Here is a 20317-nt window from a genome sequence, read left to right as displayed (position 1 = left end):
CGCGGGGTGGAGCAGCCCGGTAGCTCGTCAGGCTCATAACCTGAAGGCCGCAGGTTCAAATCCTGCCCCCGCAACCAGTTCCAGCATAAATCGCTCATCGTTCAGGTGTAACCAAGCACCTATGGTTCAGGTGGACCACACAGAACCCCGGCGCTTCTGCGATCGAAGTTTTGTGTCTTGAACGATAACAATCTGGGATGGTTTGCTGTTTTCTGGCTATGGTTGTGTAATTAAGGCTGGACTCGATTTTCCGAAATCTTCTGAGTGATTGCCTTGTCTTTACACGCGAGCAATAGTCCAGAAGCGACGATGATTAACATTCCTATAGTCTTTAGGAAATCGGGAACATCGCCGAAAAGGATTATTCCGATTGCTGCGGCTGAGACAATCTCCAAGTAATTAAACGGGGCCAGCAGACCGGCGGGTGCTCGGCGGTAGGCTTGAATATACATTAGGTGTACGACGCTGGCCAAAAAGCTCATGAGTACGAGAAGCATCCACACCTTGGCATTTGAAGGGATGGAAAACGAAAGCGAAACGCTGGGGAAAAGTGAACTAAGTGAAATAGCCACGAGCAGGGTTAGGAGCGCGCCGAGACCGGTATAGAAATGCATTGCGAGCGAAGAATTACCGGTTGATAGATGCCGACCAAGAAGAAAGTAGACAGCTATGCATGTGGCACAAGCGAGAGGTAACAACGCTATTACACCAAATGCCATAAGATTTGGTCGGATCACGATCAGCGCGCCAATAAATCCAAGAACTACAGCAGAAATCCTGTGACGATCTGGAAATTCACGTAAAAAGACGACAGACAAGATAACAGCGAGCAAGGGTTGCGCAAAAAATATGGCGATGGCATCCGCCAATGCCATGTAGCGCAATGCAGCAAAAAAAGAAATGCTGCCTACTGCTAGGAGAGCTCCACGTAGGATATTTTGAATTGGACGATTAATGCGAAAAGCTTGCCAACCGCCAAGAACGAGCATCAGAGGGAACATGAAGATAGTCTGAAGTGCGAATCGCACCAAAGCTATTGCACTTGCCGACACAAAATGATTCTCCCCGAGAATTTTCGCCAGGGCGTCAGAAAACGGTGTTAAGAGCGCTGCAGCGCTCATGATTAGTACCCCCATCCTCAGGGGATGGATTGCTGTCGTCGTCGTGGTCATCATTTCGTAATATTCTCAAAATTCGCCCGGAGATGAGCGGCGGGATACGTGGGTGTCTTATCGCGAGCTATAGATTTCGTTTGGTCGTTTCTTCAGATTGTTTAGATACAAGACCATTTCGTCGAACCCGATTCCAATTTCCGCGCAGGCACGCGGAAAGAAACTATGCGAAGTAAGGCCCGGTAGAGTATTGAACTCGATCAGATACGGTGCGCCGTTACTGATAATCACGTCCGCCCGGTAATATGGAAGATTTAAAGCTTTAGCGAAGACACTACCGTCCCTGTTAACGGTTTCCATGATTTTTTCGTCTGTTTCCAGAAGCCAAGTCTGAGTATCGTCAGATTCATATTTTGCTTCATAGCTAAAGAATTCACTTGTATATCCAACGGCGAATGTGGGAAGCATCCGATCATAAAAATAACAGACCGAGAGTTCTTGGCCACTGACAAACTCCTCGACAAGAATGCCGCGCCCATACGACGAGGCTGTTTTGACTGCGACGTCAAATGACCCAAAATTTCCTTGGACGAGTGTTACGCCTTGGCTACACCCTTCACCGTTCGGCTTAACTATGAACCGGCTTCCAAATCGACCAGTAATCTCATCGAATGACACGGAAGACGCATCTTCGTAGAAGATATATTCTGGCACACGAATACCCAAGCCGCGTGCAACATGCTTGGTGAGCAGCTTATCCATGCAGATCGCGCTGGCTTGTGGTGACGGTCCGTTATGCGGAATATTTCTACCCTTAAGGTAGCTTTGCGCCATCCCGTTCTCGCCGAAACCGCCGTGGAGAGCCAAGAAGACCCGTGAGAAACCATCCAATGACAGATTCAAGAAGCCCTGATAATCTGGTACATCGAAAGTTTCGTGCGTAATTCCCATTCTGTCAAAAGACGCACTGACATTTTCCGCTGTAAGCAAGCCCACGTTGCGTTCCGACGAATCTCCGCCTGTAACGATGGCCACACGTTCATGCTCAAACATGTCAAACCTCCCATGTTGCCAAATTTTGGAGTTGCGATATTTTCTCGCTTAGAAGGCGTGCACCTTCGCTAAACTCGTTAAAAGGCATGTCTGGCTCAAACGACACACGAAGGGCCGCATTTGCCCTTTGATCGTCAAGGCCAATACCTCTGAGAACGTATGAGGGGGCGAGTTTCTTGGCGTTGCAGGCTGAGCCGGATGATAAGCACACCCGGCGTAGGCCCTTGATTACGGTCTCCGAGCGGACGCCCGGAACCGAGAAATTTATAATGTTTGGCACAGAATAGTTTTCTGGTGAGTTTAAGTGAAATTTGACACCATTCGTTTGGAGCAGGTCGATAAGAGCAGCACGACGCGAAAGAGCATCCTTCCATCTTTCCGACAGATCGGATGTATATAGCTCCCTTGCTGCTACACCAAATCCTACGATCAACTGTGATGGAAGCGTACCACTTCTCAGCCGAAATTGCCCGCCACCGAACGTAATAGGTTTTAGTTCCGCCATTCTGGCTTTGCGGACGTATAGCGCTCCTATTCCCTTCGGGCCGCCAATCTTATGAGCAGAAATGGACATCGCATCCACGCGAGAATTGGCAACATTCAATGCAAGTTTGCCGACCGCCTGCGTTGCATCAAGATGCAGGAGCGCGGTTTGACTATCGAGTATTCTTCCGATCCCATCGATGTCCTGAATTACCCCGATTTCTGAATTCACATAAGCAAGGCTCACGAGTGTTGTGTTCTCGTCGATCAACGATTTTAGGTGGTCCAGATCAATGCGCCCATCTTCACCTATTTTCATTCGTCGTATCTCTACGCCGCGCCGTGCCATCTCCTCTGCGGCTTCGAGCGTGGACTTGTGGTCAATTGGGCAGATAACGATATTTTCGTTTCCCCGACTTTTCGTCGTACCGAGCACCACAATGTTGTTGCTCTCGGTGGCTCCCGAGGTGACCGTAATTTCGGCGGCTGTGCACCCCAGGATTTGCGCGATGTTCTCAATTGCTGCGTCGGTCGCACGCTTTGCCATCGTCCCCATTGCGTGTGCTGAGGATGGATTTCCATATTCTTGGCGCAAGCAAGTTTCCATGGCAGCCACTACTTCTGGTCGGCATGGCGTTGTGGCCGCTGCATCAAAGTAAATGAAATCGAGATCATGAATCGCTCGCATCCTATTTCTCCTAAGAAACAAAGGTGGCGAGACTCACACCATTCCTGAATATATGGTCGACCGTCGCTTCTCCACTTCCCCCCGTATCCGCAACGAGAACCATCATTCCGCTCAAATCATAAATCGAGAGAGCAATTTCGACGCCGGCTTGGATCGGAGCGTGGCATTCGGCGGGAGCAAGGATCAACAGATAGCGTCCTCCGCTTCGATGAACCTCCGATATCATCTCAGTAATTTCGCCCGCGCACCCAGTGATGCCGCAACTAATCAAGGGTAGGGATGTACCGCTTTCATCCGTGAAGGACACTTCTGACTGCCCAGGCTTGTCTAGGAGGTAGCGCTTCTGTAGCTTTCCTTGCTTTACAAGGCGCTTTGCTGCGTTCTGAAATCGATATCGGAGCCAAGTCTCAGGAAATGCTAAATTATGTCGTCTACTGGGGAGTATGTCCTGCTCACCCAAGTATGTGGATGCCTGTAACCGGCTGGAATAGAGTGATGGAAGCTGCACAAAGCTGTCATAGAATGCGCCACGATAGTCACCTGCTTCGCCTTGATCGGGTACATATTGCCAATCATTGATTAGCAGGAGAATCTTTACTGACTTCTCGAAAGTGGCCTTGTAGTGTTCACCAATTCGAATACCTAGATCCCAAGTATACAGTGGGAAAATACCAACTCTGTCAGATACTGCTTGGCGAAGATTATCATCTTCAATCTCCTCAAGTATCCCCGGCACCAGACGGCGTTCGTGAGGCGAATAGAAAAGCATAAAATGGCCGCACATGATGATGAGTTCGTTGAATTTGTCATCAACCATTGAGGCTTGCACTGCCGCAACCAGTTCGGTCTCGGAGAATACGATCCTTTCGGATTTTACGACAGTGGCCATATCCCCTCCTGAGTCCGCGAAGTTGCTTAAGTGGATGAGTTGGAGGAGCTGAGAAGGACTTGAACCTCTGACCTCGCTGCTTTCGCGGCGCGCTCTCCCAACTGAGCTACAGCCCCATCCTGCAATATCATTACGGATATTGGATATGGTATCCAATTAAACAAAGCAAGTGGAAATTTGCACATGCTGGAATCCAATTGGATATTCACATAGTGAACTGCCCCCCATTTCGACCGGACAGTCGGCATAAGCAGAAAGGCTCAAGCACAGGCTTGGGTATAGGCTTATGTCTAACGAGTATCGACATGTCGAATTGCTGACAGGTGATGTCCGCCGTCGGCGGTGGACAACCGAGCAAAAGCTGACGATCATCGAGCAGAGTTTCGAACCAGGCGAAACGGTATCTTCGACCGCTCGCCGCCATGGTGTTGCGCCCAATCTGCTTTACCGGTGGCGCAGGCTCTTGAGTGAGGGAGGTGCTGCAGCCGTGGATTCTGACGAGCCGGTGGTCGGCAATTCGGAAGTGAAGAAACTGGAAGATCGCATCCGCGAGCTGGAGCGCATGCTCGGCCGTAAGACGATGGAGGTCGAAATCCTCCGCGAAGCCCTTTCCAAAGCGGACTCAAAAAAACGGATATCGCGGCCGATCTTGTTGCCGAAGGACGGTTCCCGATGAAGGCTGTCGCCGAAACTTTGGGCGTCTCCCGTTCCAACCTCATCGAGCGGTTGAAAGGCAGATCAAAGCCGCGCGGGTCCTATCATAAAGCCGAGGATGCGGAGCTCCTGCCCGTCATCCGCAGGCTGGTGGACCAGAGGCCGACCTATGGCTATCGGCGGATCGCCGCGCTCCTCAATCGCGAGAGGCGAGCCGCCGATAAGCCTGTCGTCAACGCCAAACGGGTCCATCGCATCATGGGCAACCACGCTATGCTGCTGGAGAAGCATACGGCCGTTCGCAAGGGCCGTCTCCACGACGGCAAGGTCATGGTCATGCGATCCAACCTGCGCTGGTGCTCGGACGGTCTGGAGTTCACCTGCTGGAATGGAGAGGTCATTCGTCTCGCTTTCATCATCGATGCCTTCGACCGGGAGATCATTGCCTGGACGGCAGTTGCCAATGCGGGCATCTCCGGCTCAGATGTGCGCGACATGATGCTGGAGGCGGTCGAGAAACGCTTCCATGCAACACGAGCCCCGCATGCTATCGAGCATCTCTCTGACAATGGCTCGGCTTATACCGCGCGGGACACGAGGCTGTTTGCTCAAGCACTCAATCTGACGCCCTGCTTCACGCCGGTGGCCAGCCCGCAGTCGAACGGAATGTCCGAGGCATTCGTTAAAACCCTGAAGCGGGATTACATCCGTATCTCGGCACTACCGGACGCCGAAACGGCGCTCCGGCTCATCGATGGATGGATTGAAGACTATAATGAAATTCATCCCCATTCCGCGCTCAAGATGGCTTCCCCTCGGCAGTTCATCAGGGCTAAATCAACCTAGCCGACGTGTCCGGCGAAACGGGGTGCACTCCACATAGGAACTTAGTCTCACTGTGGGCAAAAGCGGCTTTTCAACCACGCCGAAGGCGTCGCGACAGCAAGACAAATCTCTATTTATCTAACTTTCCGCTTCGGCTTGGCCGCCACTGGGCGCTTCTGCGGGGGTGAAAATAGGGCGAGTGTGCGGCCAAAACCAGCAAAGGCCGCAACGGATGATGAGGCTAGAACCGAAAAAAGCATGCCGTCGAAACCTACGGGAGTTTAAGAATTGAAAGCCCTGTGTAGGTCTTGTTCAATCTCGTCGGCATCTTCCAATCCGAAATAAAAGCGGACGCAGCTGTCGCTTAGCCCGAGCCGATGAGCGGAGGTCCATCCAGACGGGTCAAAATGATTGGCAAGACTTAATGTGCCTCCCCATCCGTAGCCCAGCTTTATAACGCTCAGTCGATTCAATCGTTCTACGACTTCACTTACAGACCATTCCAATTCTATGGATACGAGACTATTGAAGCCTGTGTAATCACGATCGAATATATTATTGTTTTCATTTTGCAAGGACGGATGGAAAACACGCTTAATTCCATTCATCCCTTGAAGGACTTTGAGCATCCGAGCCGTCGTGGCCATCTGGCGGGAGAGCCGCACGCCAAGGGTACTCATTGACTGAATCGCGCTCGCACAAGCTTCGGACCCTACATGGCTTCCCAAAAGCGCAGTGACTGATTTAGCCTTTTCGAAATGGCTCCGATTGTTCGTGATGATCGCTCCGAGTGAGATGCCCGCCGCCGCCGCGTGGGATTTCGTCAGTGACAACACAACGACGTCTACGCCATCATCCAACGGATGATAAAAGGTTGAAGCGGCCCAAGTATTATCCATGATAGTCATCACAGCATGATTTCTGCACGCTTCCACGATGCTCTTTCCATCCACAAGTTCGAATGTGAATGAGCCGGGGGACTCCCAAAAAACCGCCTTGGTGTTGGCGCGCATTCGGTGAGACAGGACACAAGCGTCCTCTGGAGAAAAATATTCTATATCTATTCCAAGAGCACGGAAATGTTGTTCAAATAGCCAGCAGGTCGTGTAGGTAGTGGTATCGCAAACGAGGAGATGATCTCCCGGAGTAATCAAAGCGGCAAGCAATAGGTGAATGGCGCTTTGCCCAGAAGGTGCCAGTACGGCGAAGGTTCCCTTCTCGATTTTGGCGATCTGATGGGCCAAGTGAAGTGTGGTTGGTGTGTCAACGCCGCCGTAGTAAAGCCCGGAAAAAGCACTTCCGTTTCCTTCGGTCAGGCTAGAATTGCTTATAGGAGAAAGCTCTTCGTAGCGATTGACGACGAGTGTCGTGGCATTGAAGGCTGGTACAAGTGGCGCAAAAAGCTTTCCCACTGGGAAAATACCGATCTGCGCTAAGTCAGTTGTGTTTGATTTAGACATTGATATTTTCCAACTCATCGAGCAGCTTTATGATTTCTTCGACCTCCGCAATCCCAGGCGGGGTAACGCCCGATATAGGGTATTCCAAAGATGCCTCTCCAAATCGGTGAAATGCTTTGAGCAATGGGCCTTTTGGAGTGCCCCATCGCAAATAGTCTTCATTCGCGCCTTCGGGCATATCTTTCAATGGATGTTGAACCGCCCAATTTGCGCTAACCACCACTGGCTGTCCGATTGTTTTTCGATATTTTATTAAGGTTTTAAGCAATGAAAGTCGGCTGGCGTGCTTTTCTCCAAGCCCAAACAGCAGTGCGCAGCCACAAGATATACCGCAACTTCCAAGGATGCTGAGCGCTTCAGCGAACCGATCTTGCCAAGAACTGACCTCCTTATCGAGATCTTTGCTCATGCCGCCGATTTCTTCAGGTTCGAATGTTTCCAATCCAACGAACACGTAACGGAGACCATTTTGGGCAAGACGTTCAATCAATTCCTTGCGACGCAAGATTTGATCGATGGTGAACTGGCCGCCGAAAACGATGTCTATCGGGTCGTACTCCATCAAGTCGCAGAACTGACTTATGGCCACAGGGCTGCCGCTTAAAAAAATTGAATCTTCCACGAATGCACTTGCGCCACGGTTAGGAGAATCTCTGCCGATTACCATCGCTGAGTCCCGCATCTGCCGATAAAGCCTGCGCGGAGCGCCTTTTATGTCTTGTATGCCGCCAGTTACAGCCCGCCGTTCGCTGCAAAATGCGCAGTCGTAGACACAACCTCTTCCCGTGTCGCTAAAAACATGAGACGTCATCCTACCCTCGAAAACATCGAACGACGCCGAGACGCCGAATATTGTGGGGATGGACGGCATATCATCATAACGCAGCGGCGTTCCTACACTGATGAGGGTCCGATCGATGGCGGGGAAATCGACAATCCAGCGCCCCGGTGCCTCGGGTCTTATCTTGTCAGCGATGTCGTCGAGAGCTTTTGGCGGGCAACTACTTAGCGCATTACCGATTTCGGCTACGATATGCTCGCCGTCACCTGACACAACAATATCGAATATCGGCGGTATGGCCTTTTCTCTGATAAGCCGGCCCGGTGACGCCTTGTGATGGCGCACTGCTGAGGGTTCTCTCGTACGTTCATTTTGTAGAAAGATCGTTTCCGTCACATGTCGTCCGCCGAGTACGATGAGAATTTCATCTCCCAGAAGTTCCTTTGCCCGCTTGGCGCATTCGACTGCACCAGGCATGCAAAGTGTCATCGCTCCAAGTAATAAGAGATTTGGTCGCTGCGATAAAACAAGTGCCGTGAACCGATCTATATCATCGAGAGAATACATTAATAGGAAACATTCCCTTAGTAAGGAAGTCGGAGCTGACCAATTACTATCGGACCAAGCACCAATTTTTCTTTGTGCGAGGTCGGCAGCATAGCGGCAAGCGTTAAAAAGACTTGCTGGGTCGGCGCTGTTAAGCGCGTTTTCTGACTTGGTGCCCTCTATCCAATCTGGCGCGGAAACCGCGATGGCTCTTATCGTACGCAGCTGGCGAGACTCCGCAAGCTTCTCTCTCGGATAGTATCTAGCCGTTTCGTACCCGTCGGTGGCTGCGTGATCCATAGTTTCCCTTCCGTAAACCTGTCACTTGACGTTTCATGTCTTGAGAAATTATACCGGCATCATGGTCCGGATACGGTATATTGGATACAGGATAAAGAGCAATAGATTTGACACGGCAGGTCAAAAGGAATGAACCCATTAAGATGGGTTGGTTCGGCGATAGAAGCGCTGAGCACGACGCGCACTTCGTCAACTTCCGGATGCGATTTATGAGGTTTGGCTTAACCAAGGAGAGGAGGGGATCACCGAAATTCGGGGTAAACTAGATTTGTTGCTAAAAAGGAGCTGTCGCTGCACGCTGACGCAGCGGCAACAACGTTTGCCCTTAAAGCTGAGGGGGGAAGGAAAAACGACCTTCCGCAGCAAGCCCAAGATCAGTTACCGATTTTATATTGGATGGGCGTGTGAATGCCATCTAGGAAGCCACGAGCATCAGCACCTAGCCGATTTTATTCACAAGACCAAGGTGCCCGCTTGCAAAGCTGGGCGTGACAAATTGAATACTGCCATTCAGTTGAAGGGCGCTGGACCTATGACGGCTGTTGTGTCGCGTGACGTGCTTGAAGGAATGATACGACCTCATCCCGCCCACCAATCAGATGGGCTTCGAGTATTTTAATAGCAGTTTCACGATCACCTGTTGCGCAAGCTTCGGCGAGTTGCTTGTGATCTTGCTGCGATTTTTTATGATAATCTAAGTTGATTAATAGAAAGCGCAGATAGCGATCAACTGACTCGTGTAGAGACTTTATGAGAGACTGTAATCGCGGGCGTTTCGCACCTTGGTAAAGTAATTCGTGAAATCTTTGATTCAATCTGCTGAGGCGATCTGGGTCTTTGGTCGCATCCATTGCATCAACAATATCGTTCAATTCTGCCAGGTGGTTCTCAGCAATGTTGCCGAATGCAATCTTTAACGCGGTGCATTCTGCCATGATACGCATGTCGAAAATCTCGACAATATCCTCTATGGTCATTGTCGCTACTGTCGCTCCCTTGTGGGGTTCCAAGACAACCAGCCCTTCAGATTCCAACTGGCGAATTGCATCACGAATAGGCATACGGCTCAGACCAAACTTATCTGCCAGTTCGTCCTGTCGAAGCGGAGTTCCTTCCTTGATGGTCCCGTCGAGTATGCCCTGCCTCAACGCATCAACTACAAACGAGGCCGCAGTCTTATGGCGGCGCTTGTCCGAGACAATAAAGTTATCAAGTGAGCTGTTCAACATGATCTCCACGGGTCATCCTGCGTATCACAGGAACGGGTAACACAATTGTAGCTAATCTACCAAATTGGGAATTGCAGCTTAAATTCGTGATCCGCTGGCCGCTATCCCATTAGGCGCGATTTCGCAAGCCGTTGGAGGAACAGACAAATGTTGGCGGAAACGAGATGACAGATCGTATCAAAGATAGTGGAAACGCGCTATGATGTTCCCGTGCGATATTCCGAGTGCAGGAGGCAAGATATTGCCGCAACGGCGGAACGGGTGCAGGAACTGCACATGGCGCGTGCCGCCTTGACGAACTTCGCTTTCACGGCTGTTACGCTCTTACGATGCCAAAGCCAGCCAAAGCCGTTTACAAACGAAACTCTGAATTTTCGGCGGTGGTCACGTCAAGCGATCCAGACCGTGCCGCGCCTGCCAGACGGCCCTGCAGATGGAAACCGAGATACGGCAGCACCCCGCGCTTCGAGTGGCCGTTTCGTAGAGGGACTAGTAAAAGCCCGATCACGTCAGCCAGTACAACTACTATGCGGACGGGATATGTCCGAGCTACGAGGTAAAGCGGTCGACGATGGGCGACATGGCGAAAAGCCTGTAACGCGATCCCCAACTTGAATCCGTGCTCTCGACTGGCAAGCGGGAGCTTACATTGCATTCCAGACAAACCGCAGTCTTGGCGTGGAAATCGCCTTCCACAACGGCATCTATCTTGGCGGGGCGAGCTTGGGCTGTGTAGCCCTCCCTTCGTACAGTCTTCTCTATGAACGCGGAGCATCACAAAAACTATTGTATGAGGACTGCCTTGCTCGAGTCATTCCGTGTGCAACCAAGCGGTCTATTATTTCGGGATAACTGATGCCGCTTGCCGCCATCACCTTCGAATACATGCTGATGTCGGTAAAGCCCGGAATGGTATTAAGTTCGTTGACGAGTATTCGCATATCCGACGTTAGAAAGAAATCCGCGCGCGCCATGCCATCGCAGCCAAGCGCCCGGAATGCCTTTGCGGCGAAAGCGCGGATTTCATCCTCAACGTCTTGCGGTAAGTCGGCGGGTACATTTAACACGGCTCCATCTGAGTCAACGTATTTGGCGTCATAGGTGTAGAAACCATGGCCCTCTGCCGGTGCGATTTCCCCTGTCCGCGAAACAAACAGTGTTCCGTCAATGTCTTCCAGAACAGCGCACTCGATTTCGCGTCCACGAATGAACTCTTCAGCTAATAACTTGCTATCGTGGCGAAAGCCTTCTGATATTGCCGCTTCGTAGTCTTTGTTTGAAGAGATTTTACTAACACCAACCGATGACCCCTGACGGGCTGGCTTGATGAAAATTGGCAAGCCCATTGCATTCTCAAGTTCACAAAATGTCGGTATATTCCCGTAAGAAATCGTAATCGAGTGTGCAGTTGGCACACCGGCCTCTTTAAATAGACGTTTGGCTAAATCCTTGTCGAGCGCATTTGCAGAGCCAGTAATGCCGCATCCAGCAAGCGGAATACGCGCCACTTCTGCCATTCCTTGTACCGCTCCATCCTCACCATGCAGGCCATGCAAGACGGGAAAAAGTACATCGATCTTTGGTAATTCGTGAGGTGTCCCATCTTTTGGGAAAGCGATTGCCCGACCACGGCCCCCGGGCATCAATGTTAATTGTGTTCCGCTCGACGGTTTTGCAAGTGCGCCGTTCTCAAAAGTGCTCAATAGCCATTGCCCGTCGTGGGTAACGAAGACTGGAACGGGATCATATTTTTCTAGTGAAAGCGCATTCATGACATTAGTCGCGGAAAGCACCGACACATCGTGCTCGGCTGAGCGTCCGCCAAACAGGACGGCAATACGAAGTTTTTGCGAAATTTCTTCCATAAGCCTTTTCCTAAAAGCGCCGCGAATAAATCCAGCTTACGGGCGCACTAATCGTAGCTGATTCTGACAATAACAGAACTTTGCCTGCCGTCACACGTTGCGGATTCCTTATTGGGTTTAGGCTCCTCAATGGAGGACGACAAACGTGACAGCACTTTATGATTTCAAATCGGTCACGCCCGATCCCGCCGAGGCTAAAAGGCTAACCCTTCTGTCGCCTCTCTCGGCTGCGAAAGCCTGTTTTCCCTTCTCGGCCCACAGTTCTAGCGCCCGGCCACCGTCTTCGCTGTTGAGCTTGTCTGCCATCCAAACGAGCGCGCCGAGAATGACGGTGCGATCATCGTCCGTCAGGTCTACAATGCCCGCCTTGACGACAAGACCGCCAAGCTCAATCAGATGCCGCGTGCGCTTCCGTCGCTCGACCTGCCAGCTTCGCATGTCATGCCGCGCCTTCTGCGCCTGATGGCGATTGCGCGCCGCCCGATTGCGTTTGATCGCTGCCAGCGTCATCATCATTTGCCGGTTGAGATCGCCGTGATTTGCTCCGAAACCATGCCGCTCCGCGCTTGGCCCACGCCTCCCGCTTTCCAGTATCCTTCGTCTCGGCCAGCACGATTAGCGCGCCGGCCAGTTCGTCTACGCTGAGCGCATCGGCCCCGGTAGCGATCACCAGTTCGCCAAGTTGCTGGACCTTGCGGTTCTTCAGCTCTTTCGCCTTGTCTTCGAGCGCCTTCAGTTCTGCGTCGTAATCGCGTGGTTTCCTCATTTCGGTCTCCATTGTTTCCGTTGTTGTCGATGCAGGCATGATATTCCAGCGCATGGCGGAATGCTGTAATGTGTGTGGGACGGTGTGGCACGCGCCGGTCCCGCCCGAGATTTTTTCGAGGGAGGGCGCGCTTATACGTCGTTCCGACGTGCGCTTTCCGTGCTGATGATTGCCGCCATGGCGATCTATCATCTTCACGTCAAGGTCATTGGCCGCAAGGCCGGAAGCAGTGCGGTCGCGTCCGCCGCCTACCGCTCAGCTTCGCGAATGCGCGATGAGCGTATTGATCGCGTGCAGGATTTCTCCAACAAACGCGGAGTCGTCCATTCCGAGGTGCTGCTGCCGGATGGTGCGCCGGAGCACTGGTCCCACCGCGAACGGCTCTGGAACGATGTGGAGGCGTTCGAGGTTCGCAAGGACGCGCAGCTTGCGCGCGAGGTGGAGTTTGCCATACCGCGCGAGATGACACAGGCGCAGGGCATCGAGATTGCCCGCGACTTCGTTAAACAACAGTTTGTCGATCAGGGCATGATCGCCGACCTCAATGTGCATTGGGATTTTGCCGAGGACGGTAGTCCCAAGCCCCATGCCCATGTCATGCTCACCATGCGCTCCGTTGACGAAAACGGTTTCGGTCAGAAGGTGCGTGACTGGAACCGCACGGAGATGGTGGAACGCTGGCGGGAACGCTGGGCCGAGCATGTCAACGAGCGACTAGCCGAACTCGACATTGACGCCCGCATCGATCATCGCAGTCTTGAAGAGCAGGGCATCGAACTGGAACCGCAAACGCAGATCGGCGCGTCGGCGCAGGGGATAGAACGGGAAGGCGTGGAGGCAGATGCTGGTATAGCCGACACTGTTGCGGATCGCGCCGAAATGCACCGCGAGATCGCCCGCAACAATGGCGAGAGAATTATTGCCGATCCCTCCATTGCACTGGATGCAATCACGCATCAGCAATCGACTTTCACGCGCCGCGACATGGCAATGTTCGCGCACCGCCACAGCGACGGATTAGAGCAGTTCAACGAAGTCATGGGCGCTATGGGCAATTCGCCCGAACTGGTCGAACTGGGCAAGGACAGCTTTGGCAATGACCGTTTCACTACTCGCGATATGATCGAGACAGAACAGCGTCTGCACCGCGCTGCCGCACTGATGGCCGAGAAGGAACGTCATGAGGTGAACGAAGCGGACAGACAGGCGGCACTTGTGCGTTCCGAACAGCATGGCCTTGTCCTGTCCGGCGAGCAGGCGGATGCACTGGCGCATGTCACCGATGGTCGCGATCTGTCGCTTGTCGTTGGTTATGCCGGTACGGGAAAGAGCGCCATGCTTGGCGTGGCGCGGGAGGTTTGGGAAGCGGCAGGCTACGAGGTGCGCGGCGTTGCTCTATCCGGTATTGCGGCGGAAAATCTGGAAGGCGGATCGGGCATCGCATCGCGCACCATCGCCAGCATGGAACACGGCTGGAAAAACGGGCGCGACATGCTGACCAGCCGCGATGTGCTTGTCATCGACGAGGCGGGCATGGTCGGCACACGGCAGATGGAACGCGTGCTTTCTCATGCGCAGGAAGCGGGCGCAAAAGTCGTCCTGATTGGCGATCCACAGCAGCTACAAGCCATAGAGGCGGGCGCAGCCTTCCGGTCGATTTACGACCGTCATGGTGGCGTCGAAATCCATGAGGTGCGCCGCCAGCGCGAGGACTGGCAGCGGGACGCCACCCGCGATCTGCCAACCGGCAGAACCGGCCATGCCATCGCCGCCTATGACCGCCACGACATGGTGCATGCAGCCGAAACACGGGAACAGGCGCGCGACGACCTGATCGACCGCTGGAACAGTGACCGGCAGGCAGCACCAGACAGCAGCCGCATCATCCTCACGCACACCAATGCCGAGGTGAGGGAACTCAACGAGGCCGCCCGTGCACGGATGCGGGACGCTGGCGATTTGGGCGAGGATGTGCGCGTTACCGTCGAACGGGGTGCTAGAAACTTCGCCGCCGGGGATCGCGTCATGTTCCTGCAAAACGAACGCGGGCTTGGCGTGAAGAATGGCACGCTCGGGACCATCGAACAGGTAAGCACGCAGAGCATGGCGGTGCGCACCGATGACGGGCGCGGCGTGAGCTTCGACCTTAAGGATTATGACCGGATCGACCATGGCTATGCCGCCACCATCCACAAGGCACAGGGCATGACGGTGGACCGGACGCATGTGCTGGCAACGCCGGGCATGGACGCGCACGGCAGCTATGTCGCCCTGTCGCGGCACCGCGACAGCATGGACCTACATTACGGGCGCGATGATTTCGCCGATCAAAACCGGCTTGTCCGCACCCTGTCGCGTGACCGCTCCAAGGACATGGCGACCGACTACGAGCGCGCCGACCCGGCCCAAAACTATGCCGAACGGCGCGGCATCACCTTCCGCGAGCGTGTCGTCGAGATCGTGCGCAAGGTCGTGCCGGAGAAGGTGCACAGCATGTTCGACGGTCCGCACCTGGCCGCAGACGGTGCGGCAGGTTCAGACGAGGTGCGGCGACCGGAAAGGAAGGATGAGGAAGACCCGGAAACCGCCTTGCGCCGCGCCCGCAGGCAGGCGCTTGTTCGCCATGCCCGCGCGTCCGATGCAATCCTTGACGTCAAGCAACAAGGTCTCACGCCCTCCGACGAGCAGCGGCGTGAGTTGGGCGCGGCACGGCGTGTATTCGATGAGGTCCGCCCGCACGGCTGGCAGGATGCGGAAGCCGCCTACAGCAAGGACAACAGCCTTGCCCGCGAGGCGGGCGGCGGCCGGATCAACCGCGCCATTCGCGCCCTCCAGCTCGAAACCGAAATCCGCAGCGGAAGGGACGCCGAGTTCGGCCTTACGCCACATGCCCGCGCAGATCGTTTCGTGGAGCGTTTCCAGAAGCTGGACCAGACCAGCCAGCGCCAGTATGCGGCGGGCGACTATTCCGGTTACCGGGCTGCACGCGCGGAGATGGGCAATATGGCGATGAGCCTTGAACGCGACCCGCAGATGGAATCCATGCTGGAAATCCGCAAGAAGCAACTCGGCATCAGCATGGATTTCGACTCAGGAATGAGGCTCGGCCAGCAACTTGCCCTCAGTCACGGTCTCGGCAGGGGCCGGGGAATCGGATTGTAGAACCCGCCTTTTTGCCGCCCTTTGTACGCCGCAGCACTATGACGGCTAAATACCGCTTGCACGGCGGAAAATCGTCGTTCTGTCTGGTTCTATCAGCATTCAGGAGCAACCAGCAGGAGGCAGCGCAACCATGCCCGTACCAGATCGTATCATTCGCCTGAACACCGTCCTTTCCCGTACCGGCCTGTCCCGGTCCACCATCTATCGAAAGATCGCCGAAGGCACCTTTCCTGCCCAGATCAAAATCAGCGTCAACGGCGCGGGTTGGAAGGAATCCGACATCAACCGGTGGGTTGACAATCCCGTCGCATGGCGGCCAGCAAACGACAACGAGGCCCCCGGCGGAAAAGCGGGCAACCGCAACGCAGGCTGACCCGTCCAATCCCAACCAGCAATGGCCGTCATAGAACAGTCGGGAGGGAAAGCCTTGTCAGCTTCGGGAAAGCATGCCGGAGCGAAGCCGGCCCCTCAAGGCCAAGCCGCTTCGCGGTGGCTGCGCCAGCCTTGACCGCCCGCCTCCGCCCCGACATTTCGCAGGGAAGCCGAATAAGGCGGGAGTGGGAGCGCGCAGCGCTCCGCTTCCGACGAAGGGAAGGGCGGTGGAAACGTCGCGATGACGAAGAAACAGGTTGCCATATGTCCCATTAGGTGGTACATTGTGACAATGTTGGAGATAGGGAATGATCTTAGGGTTTCGGGATGAATGGTTGCGGGCCTTTTTCGTGGATGACGTTCATTCCCGCAATATCCCGGCCGATCTTGAAAGCCGTTTGTTCCGCAAGCTCCAGATGATTGACGATGCGACGACCGATCAGGACTTGCGAGTGCCGCCAAGCAATCATTTCGAGAAGCTGAAAGGCAATCTTGACGGTTTCCATTCCATCCGCGTGAACAAGCAATGGCGGCTGGTGTTCCAATGGGATGGAAACAGGGGCGAAGCGTCTGGCCTCTATCTGGACGACCACAGCTATCGATGAGGTGACTGAAATGCTTATGACCACACGTAAACCGGCGACAGTTGGGGAAATTCTGGTGGAAGAGTTCATGCATCCCTTGGGATTGACGCAATCGGCGTTGTCCGAGGCGATGGGTGTTCCGCGCAAGCATGTGAACGAGCTTTGCAACGACCGGCGCACCGTGACGGCACCGACCGCGCTCATTCTGGCGCGCGTGTTCGACAATAGCCCCGACTTCTGGCTGAACGTGCAGCGCCGTACCGATTTGTGGGAAGCGATGCACTCGCCGCGTGAGCGCGAGCGAATCGAGCGGGCCAGACCGCTGGCTTCGGCCGCGTGAAGGCGGTTTGCGATCTACGTCGAAACCGCAACGCGCAAGTATTTACCGCCGATAGCCCTACGACACGATTTTTGTACTTCCCATCGGGAGTTTGTCCGCATCTTTTGTCAGGTCGATCCACAGTTTCGGAGCGACCAACATGCCGGAAGACAAGCATACAGGGCCGGAAACCATTGTTCCGGCGAACGACAATACTCCGCCCAACGGCGATGCTGCTGATGCAGATATCGCGCCGTGGGAGAAGCTGGACATGGTGGTGTTCGATATCGCCCGCCTGATCGGCAGGCAGATGGCCCGCGAAGACTTCGAGCGGCTGCGAGCCGCCACCGCCAACGATAACAGTCCCGGTCATGTCGGAGAGACGGAGGACGGGACGGAGACCGAATAGACCGAACGGAGAACCGCCCCATGCCCCGACTTGTGTCCCGCGCAGCCCTTTACGCCCGCTATTCGTCCGACAACCAGAGTGAGGCGTCGATTGAAGACCAGTTCCGGCTTTGCCGGGAACATGCGGGCCGGGAGCGCTGGCAGATCGTCGGTTCGTATGAGGACGCGGCGATATCGGGATCGAGCACGATCCTGCGCCCCGGCATCCAGCGCCTTGTGCAGGATGCGCAGCGCGGCGAGTTCAAGATATTGCTTGCCGAGGCGCTGGACCGCATCAGCCGCGATCAGGCGGACGTTGCCACCCTCTACAAGCATCTGAAATTCGCGGGCGTCACCATCGTCACCTTGGCCGAGGGCGAAATCTCGGAGCTTCATGTCGGGCTGAAAGGCACGATGAACGCGCTATTCCTGAAAGACCTTGCGATGAAGACGCATCGCGGTTTGCGCGGACGCGTCGAGAAGGGCAAGGCAGGCGGCGGCTTGTGCTACGGCTACAAGGTTCTCAAGAAGCTGGACGCCAACGGCGAGCCGATTCGGGGCGACCGGGAAATCATCCCCGAGGAAGCCGACACCATCCGCCGCATCTTCAAGGAATTTGCAGCGGGCAAAAGCCCGAAGGCGATTGCCGTTGACCTGAACCGGGAAGGTGTTCCCGGCCCGCTTGGTCGCGCGTGGGGAGACACCAGTATTCGCGGCCACGCGAGCCGGGGAACCGGCATCGTCAACAACGAGCTATATGCGGGCGTGCTTGTCTGGAACCGCCTGCGCTTCATCAAGGACCCGTCCACCGGTAAGCGCGTCTCGCGCATCAACCCGGAAAGCGCATGGATCAGGACGGAGGTTCCGCACCTGCGCATCGTGGATGATGAACTATGGAACGCGGTGCGCGCCCGGCAGAAGCAGATTGCCGAAATCTTCGGGCCGAACCCGGCCAATACGCTTGAAGGCCGCATGAAGCGCGTGCATCTGGCGAATAGGCCGGTTCATCTCCTTTCCGGCCGTCTCACTTGCGGATGTTGTGGCGGCAAGATTGGTATCATCACGCCAAACCGTTATGCCTGCCTCAATCATCATCGGCGTGGCACCTGCGATAATGGCCGCTCCATCACCCGCGACAAGATCGAGGCGCGCGTGTTGACCGGCCTGAAAGAGCGGCTTGTTTCCAGCGAAGCGGTCGCAGAAGCTGTCAAAGCATACACGGAAGAAATGAACCAGCTGAACCGAGACCGTCGCACCCAGGCGCAGACCGACCGGAAGGCGCTTGCCAAGATCGAAAAGGCAATCGCCGGGATCATCGCGGCCATTGAGGACGGCATGTATCAGCCTAGCATGAAGGCCCGCATGGATGAGCTTGAGAGGCAGAAGGCCGAGATTGCCGCCCGCATGGCGCAAGCCCCGGCTGACATTCCTGACATCCATCCCAATGTCGCCAATCTCTACCGCCTTCGCGTGGAACGCCTGACCGAAGCCCTAAGCGACCCCGACGGCGGCAGGCAGGCGGCGGAAGCTCTCCGCTCACTTATTGGGGAAATCGTCCTCACTCCCGGAGGCAAGCGCGGTGAGGTTCATGCCGAGCTACGCGGCGAGTTGTTTGGCATTCTTGACTTCGCCAGAGCCGAGGAAATCCAAAGACCAGCCGGTTTTATGCCAGCAGTCGAAGCCTGCCCCCGCAACCAAACACTCCTGAAAATACTGGATGCTTTGTGCATACGCCATCCTGCTCGTAGCTGTACGGCTTGTGCAAGCTTCATGGACCAGCCCGTTCGACCTAAAATCGATTCACTGGATCGATTTTTTAACGGTCTCATCTCATCAGGCTCATAACCTGAAGGGTGAGGAGGACAAGGAAGTGATCCTGTGAATCAATTCCCCGACGAACGGTTCAAATCCTGCCACCGCAACCAAAAAAACAACAATAAAACCAGTATGTTAAAGCCTCCGTAAGGAGGCTTTCGTCGTTTGTGCGTTACAGTCTGGAAGCACACTGGAAGCGCCGCAAATATGGTTACAGCGTGGAAACGGCGGAGTGACTGTAGATGTGGATTGATGCCGGCGTGTGGCGCAAACGCAACGCCAGTCGAGGGTGAGCAGCGTGGGGGAAGGGCCGAACGACCAGGCGCCCCTCACTGAAATATCTGGAAAGGTCGTTGCGGCTACAGGCGAATGTCCGACATCCGCCCGTAGCCAAACCCCTCGACGTCAGCCCTTTATGGCTGCAATCAGATCGTCATAGGCCTTACATGCTTCTGCTGCCGTGCTGCCCTGATACTTCGTGGCAATCTCCTGCACCTTGGTAGCCAGCTCGGTTGCTTTCGAAGGATCCTTGGTGATTGCCGTCTGCATGGTGGTTGCCAGTTCCTGCCCCTTCTTGGTCAGTACTTCAGCCGTGCAGGGCGGCTCCTTCGAACAGCCGGCTGCTGCCGCAGCCAGCGCCGCGGTCAGCGCAATAGCCAGAATTGTCTTCATCAGTCCTCTCCTAGACTCCGTAAAAGCCCCCGTCACCCTCTAAGGCCATTATTACAACTGCTTTACGGTTGTAATGCTGTGCAGCTGCATCTTCGCGTAATGCACAGAAACATCTGACCACAAGTCGGGGAACCAGTAATTGGCACCGCGAAGACCGTCCCAAAACGCACTCGTTGTGGTGAGCGGTCCGCAAAAAATCCCTTTTATTGACGAACAAAACATGAACATGTATCTTCGCTCACATGGTGAAAAAGAGCCTTCAGGATAAACTTGCCATCCTATCGGATGCGGCAAAATACGATGCATCTTGTGCGTCAAGCGGTGGCGAGAAGCGCGATGCAAGCAAGGGCGGTGT

General features: G+C 54.6%; 18 protein-coding genes and 2 tRNA genes. 8 read left to right on the top strand and 12 right to left on the bottom strand.

Features of this window, described 5'->3' with window-relative positions; all coding sequences use genetic code 11:
* Window positions 1-77: transfer RNA gene (locus FIB18_RS23605), tRNA-Met, on the top strand.
* Window positions 78-230: 153 nt separating this feature from the next.
* Here FIB18_RS23605 and FIB18_RS23600 read toward each other — a convergent pair.
* From FIB18_RS23600 to FIB18_RS23580, 5 genes are all read right to left on the bottom strand, one after another.
* Window positions 231-1136, bottom strand: a complete 906-nt coding sequence (locus FIB18_RS23600; RefSeq protein ID WP_268899025.1) for a DMT family transporter — start codon at window positions 1134-1136, stop codon at window positions 231-233.
* A 93-nt stretch (window positions 1137-1229) separates the two neighbouring features.
* Window positions 1230-2165 (bottom strand): D-alanine--D-alanine ligase family protein, encoded by a 936-nt coding sequence (locus FIB18_RS23595; RefSeq protein ID WP_140023284.1) that lies wholly within the window; start codon window positions 2163-2165, stop codon window positions 1230-1232.
* 1 nt (window position 2166) lies between these two features.
* Window positions 2167-3336: a cysteine desulfurase family protein gene (locus FIB18_RS23590; RefSeq protein ID WP_140023282.1), complete on the bottom strand. Its 1170-nt coding sequence runs from the start codon at window positions 3334-3336 to the stop codon at window positions 2167-2169.
* 10 nt (window positions 3337-3346) lie between these two features.
* Window positions 3347-4225, bottom strand: a complete 879-nt coding sequence (locus FIB18_RS23585) for an LPD16 domain-containing protein (RefSeq protein ID WP_140023280.1) — start codon at window positions 4223-4225, stop codon at window positions 3347-3349.
* Between the two features lie 40 nt (window positions 4226-4265).
* Window positions 4266-4341: transfer RNA gene (locus FIB18_RS23580), tRNA-Phe, on the bottom strand.
* A gap of 170 nt (window positions 4342-4511) precedes the next feature.
* Here FIB18_RS23580 and FIB18_RS23575 point away from each other — a divergent pair.
* Window positions 4512-5725, top strand: a protein-coding gene (locus tag FIB18_RS23575) for an IS3 family transposase (protein WP_140023278.1) whose coding sequence is annotated in 2 segments (ribosomal slippage) — window positions 4512-4848 and window positions 4848-5725 — 1215 coding nt in all. Because the reading frame shifts where the segments join, the coding sequence is not laid out codon by codon here.
* A 260-nt stretch (window positions 5726-5985) separates the two neighbouring features.
* Here FIB18_RS23575 and FIB18_RS23570 read toward each other — a convergent pair.
* From FIB18_RS23570 to FIB18_RS23545, 6 genes are all read right to left on the bottom strand, one after another.
* Window positions 5986-7164, bottom strand: coding sequence for a PLP-dependent transferase (locus FIB18_RS23570; RefSeq protein WP_158295743.1), 1179 nt, complete (start codon window positions 7162-7164; stop codon window positions 5986-5988).
* Window positions 7157-8791, bottom strand: coding sequence for a B12-binding domain/radical SAM domain-containing protein (locus tag FIB18_RS23565; RefSeq protein ID WP_140023274.1), 1635 nt, complete (start codon window positions 8789-8791; stop codon window positions 7157-7159). Before FIB18_RS23565 ends, FIB18_RS23570 begins: the two co-directional genes overlap by 8 nt.
* 530 nt (window positions 8792-9321) lie before the next feature.
* Window positions 9322-10017 carry a GntR family transcriptional regulator gene (locus tag FIB18_RS23560; RefSeq protein WP_206667408.1) on the bottom strand — a complete coding sequence of 232 codons (696 nt, stop codon included), beginning with the start codon at window positions 10015-10017 and terminating at the stop codon, window positions 9322-9324.
* 761 nt (window positions 10018-10778) lie between these two features.
* Window positions 10779-11885, bottom strand: coding sequence for a D-alanine--D-alanine ligase family protein (locus tag FIB18_RS23555; RefSeq protein WP_140023272.1), 1107 nt, complete (start codon window positions 11883-11885; stop codon window positions 10779-10781).
* A gap of 156 nt (window positions 11886-12041) precedes the next feature.
* Window positions 12042-12323, bottom strand: a complete 282-nt coding sequence (locus FIB18_RS23550; RefSeq protein ID WP_140023270.1) for a conjugal transfer protein TraD — start codon at window positions 12321-12323, stop codon at window positions 12042-12044.
* Window position 12324: 1 nt separating this feature from the next.
* Window positions 12325-12651, bottom strand: coding sequence for a conjugal transfer protein TraD (locus FIB18_RS23545; RefSeq protein ID WP_174977471.1), 327 nt, complete (start codon window positions 12649-12651; stop codon window positions 12325-12327).
* A gap of 177 nt (window positions 12652-12828) precedes the next feature.
* On the opposite strand from FIB18_RS23545, the gene traA reads away from it, so the two are divergent.
* The 6 genes from traA (at window position 12829) to FIB18_RS23515 (ending at window position 19320) form a co-directional block, all read left to right on the top strand.
* On the top strand, window positions 12829-15813 hold the full coding sequence (traA, locus tag FIB18_RS23540) for a Ti-type conjugative transfer relaxase TraA (RefSeq protein ID WP_140023291.1): 2985 nt from the start codon (window positions 12829-12831) through the stop codon (window positions 15811-15813).
* Between the two features lie 130 nt (window positions 15814-15943).
* Entirely contained in the window at window positions 15944-16186 is a 243-nt protein-coding gene (locus FIB18_RS23535; protein WP_140023268.1) for a helix-turn-helix transcriptional regulator, read from the top strand.
* A 307-nt stretch (window positions 16187-16493) separates the two neighbouring features.
* Window positions 16494-16790: a type II toxin-antitoxin system RelE/ParE family toxin gene (locus FIB18_RS23530; RefSeq protein ID WP_140023266.1), complete on the top strand. Its 297-nt coding sequence runs from the start codon at window positions 16494-16496 to the stop codon at window positions 16788-16790.
* A 10-nt stretch (window positions 16791-16800) separates the two neighbouring features.
* Window positions 16801-17109, top strand: a complete 309-nt coding sequence (locus FIB18_RS23525) for a HigA family addiction module antitoxin (protein ID WP_140023264.1) — start codon at window positions 16801-16803, stop codon at window positions 17107-17109.
* Window positions 17110-17248: 139 nt separating this feature from the next.
* Window positions 17249-17497 carry a hypothetical protein gene (locus FIB18_RS23520; protein ID WP_140023262.1) on the top strand — a complete coding sequence of 83 codons (249 nt, stop codon included), beginning with the start codon at window positions 17249-17251 and terminating at the stop codon, window positions 17495-17497.
* Between the two features lie 20 nt (window positions 17498-17517).
* A complete protein-coding gene (locus FIB18_RS23515) occupies window positions 17518-19320 on the top strand; it encodes a recombinase family protein (RefSeq protein ID WP_210296197.1) in 1803 nt (600 codons plus the stop codon).
* A 375-nt stretch (window positions 19321-19695) separates the two neighbouring features.
* On the opposite strand, the gene FIB18_RS23510 is transcribed toward FIB18_RS23515, so the two are convergent.
* Entirely contained in the window at window positions 19696-19962 is a 267-nt protein-coding gene (locus FIB18_RS23510; RefSeq protein WP_140023260.1) for a hypothetical protein, read from the bottom strand.
* Window positions 19963-20317 lie beyond the last annotated feature (355 nt).

It is taken from the genome of Brucella pecoris (genome assembly GCF_006376675.1).
Lineage (GTDB): Bacteria > Pseudomonadota > Alphaproteobacteria > Rhizobiales > Rhizobiaceae > Brucella > Brucella pecoris.
Note: the sequence above shows the minus strand (reverse complement) of the source record. Positions and strands in the feature narration are given on the sequence as shown.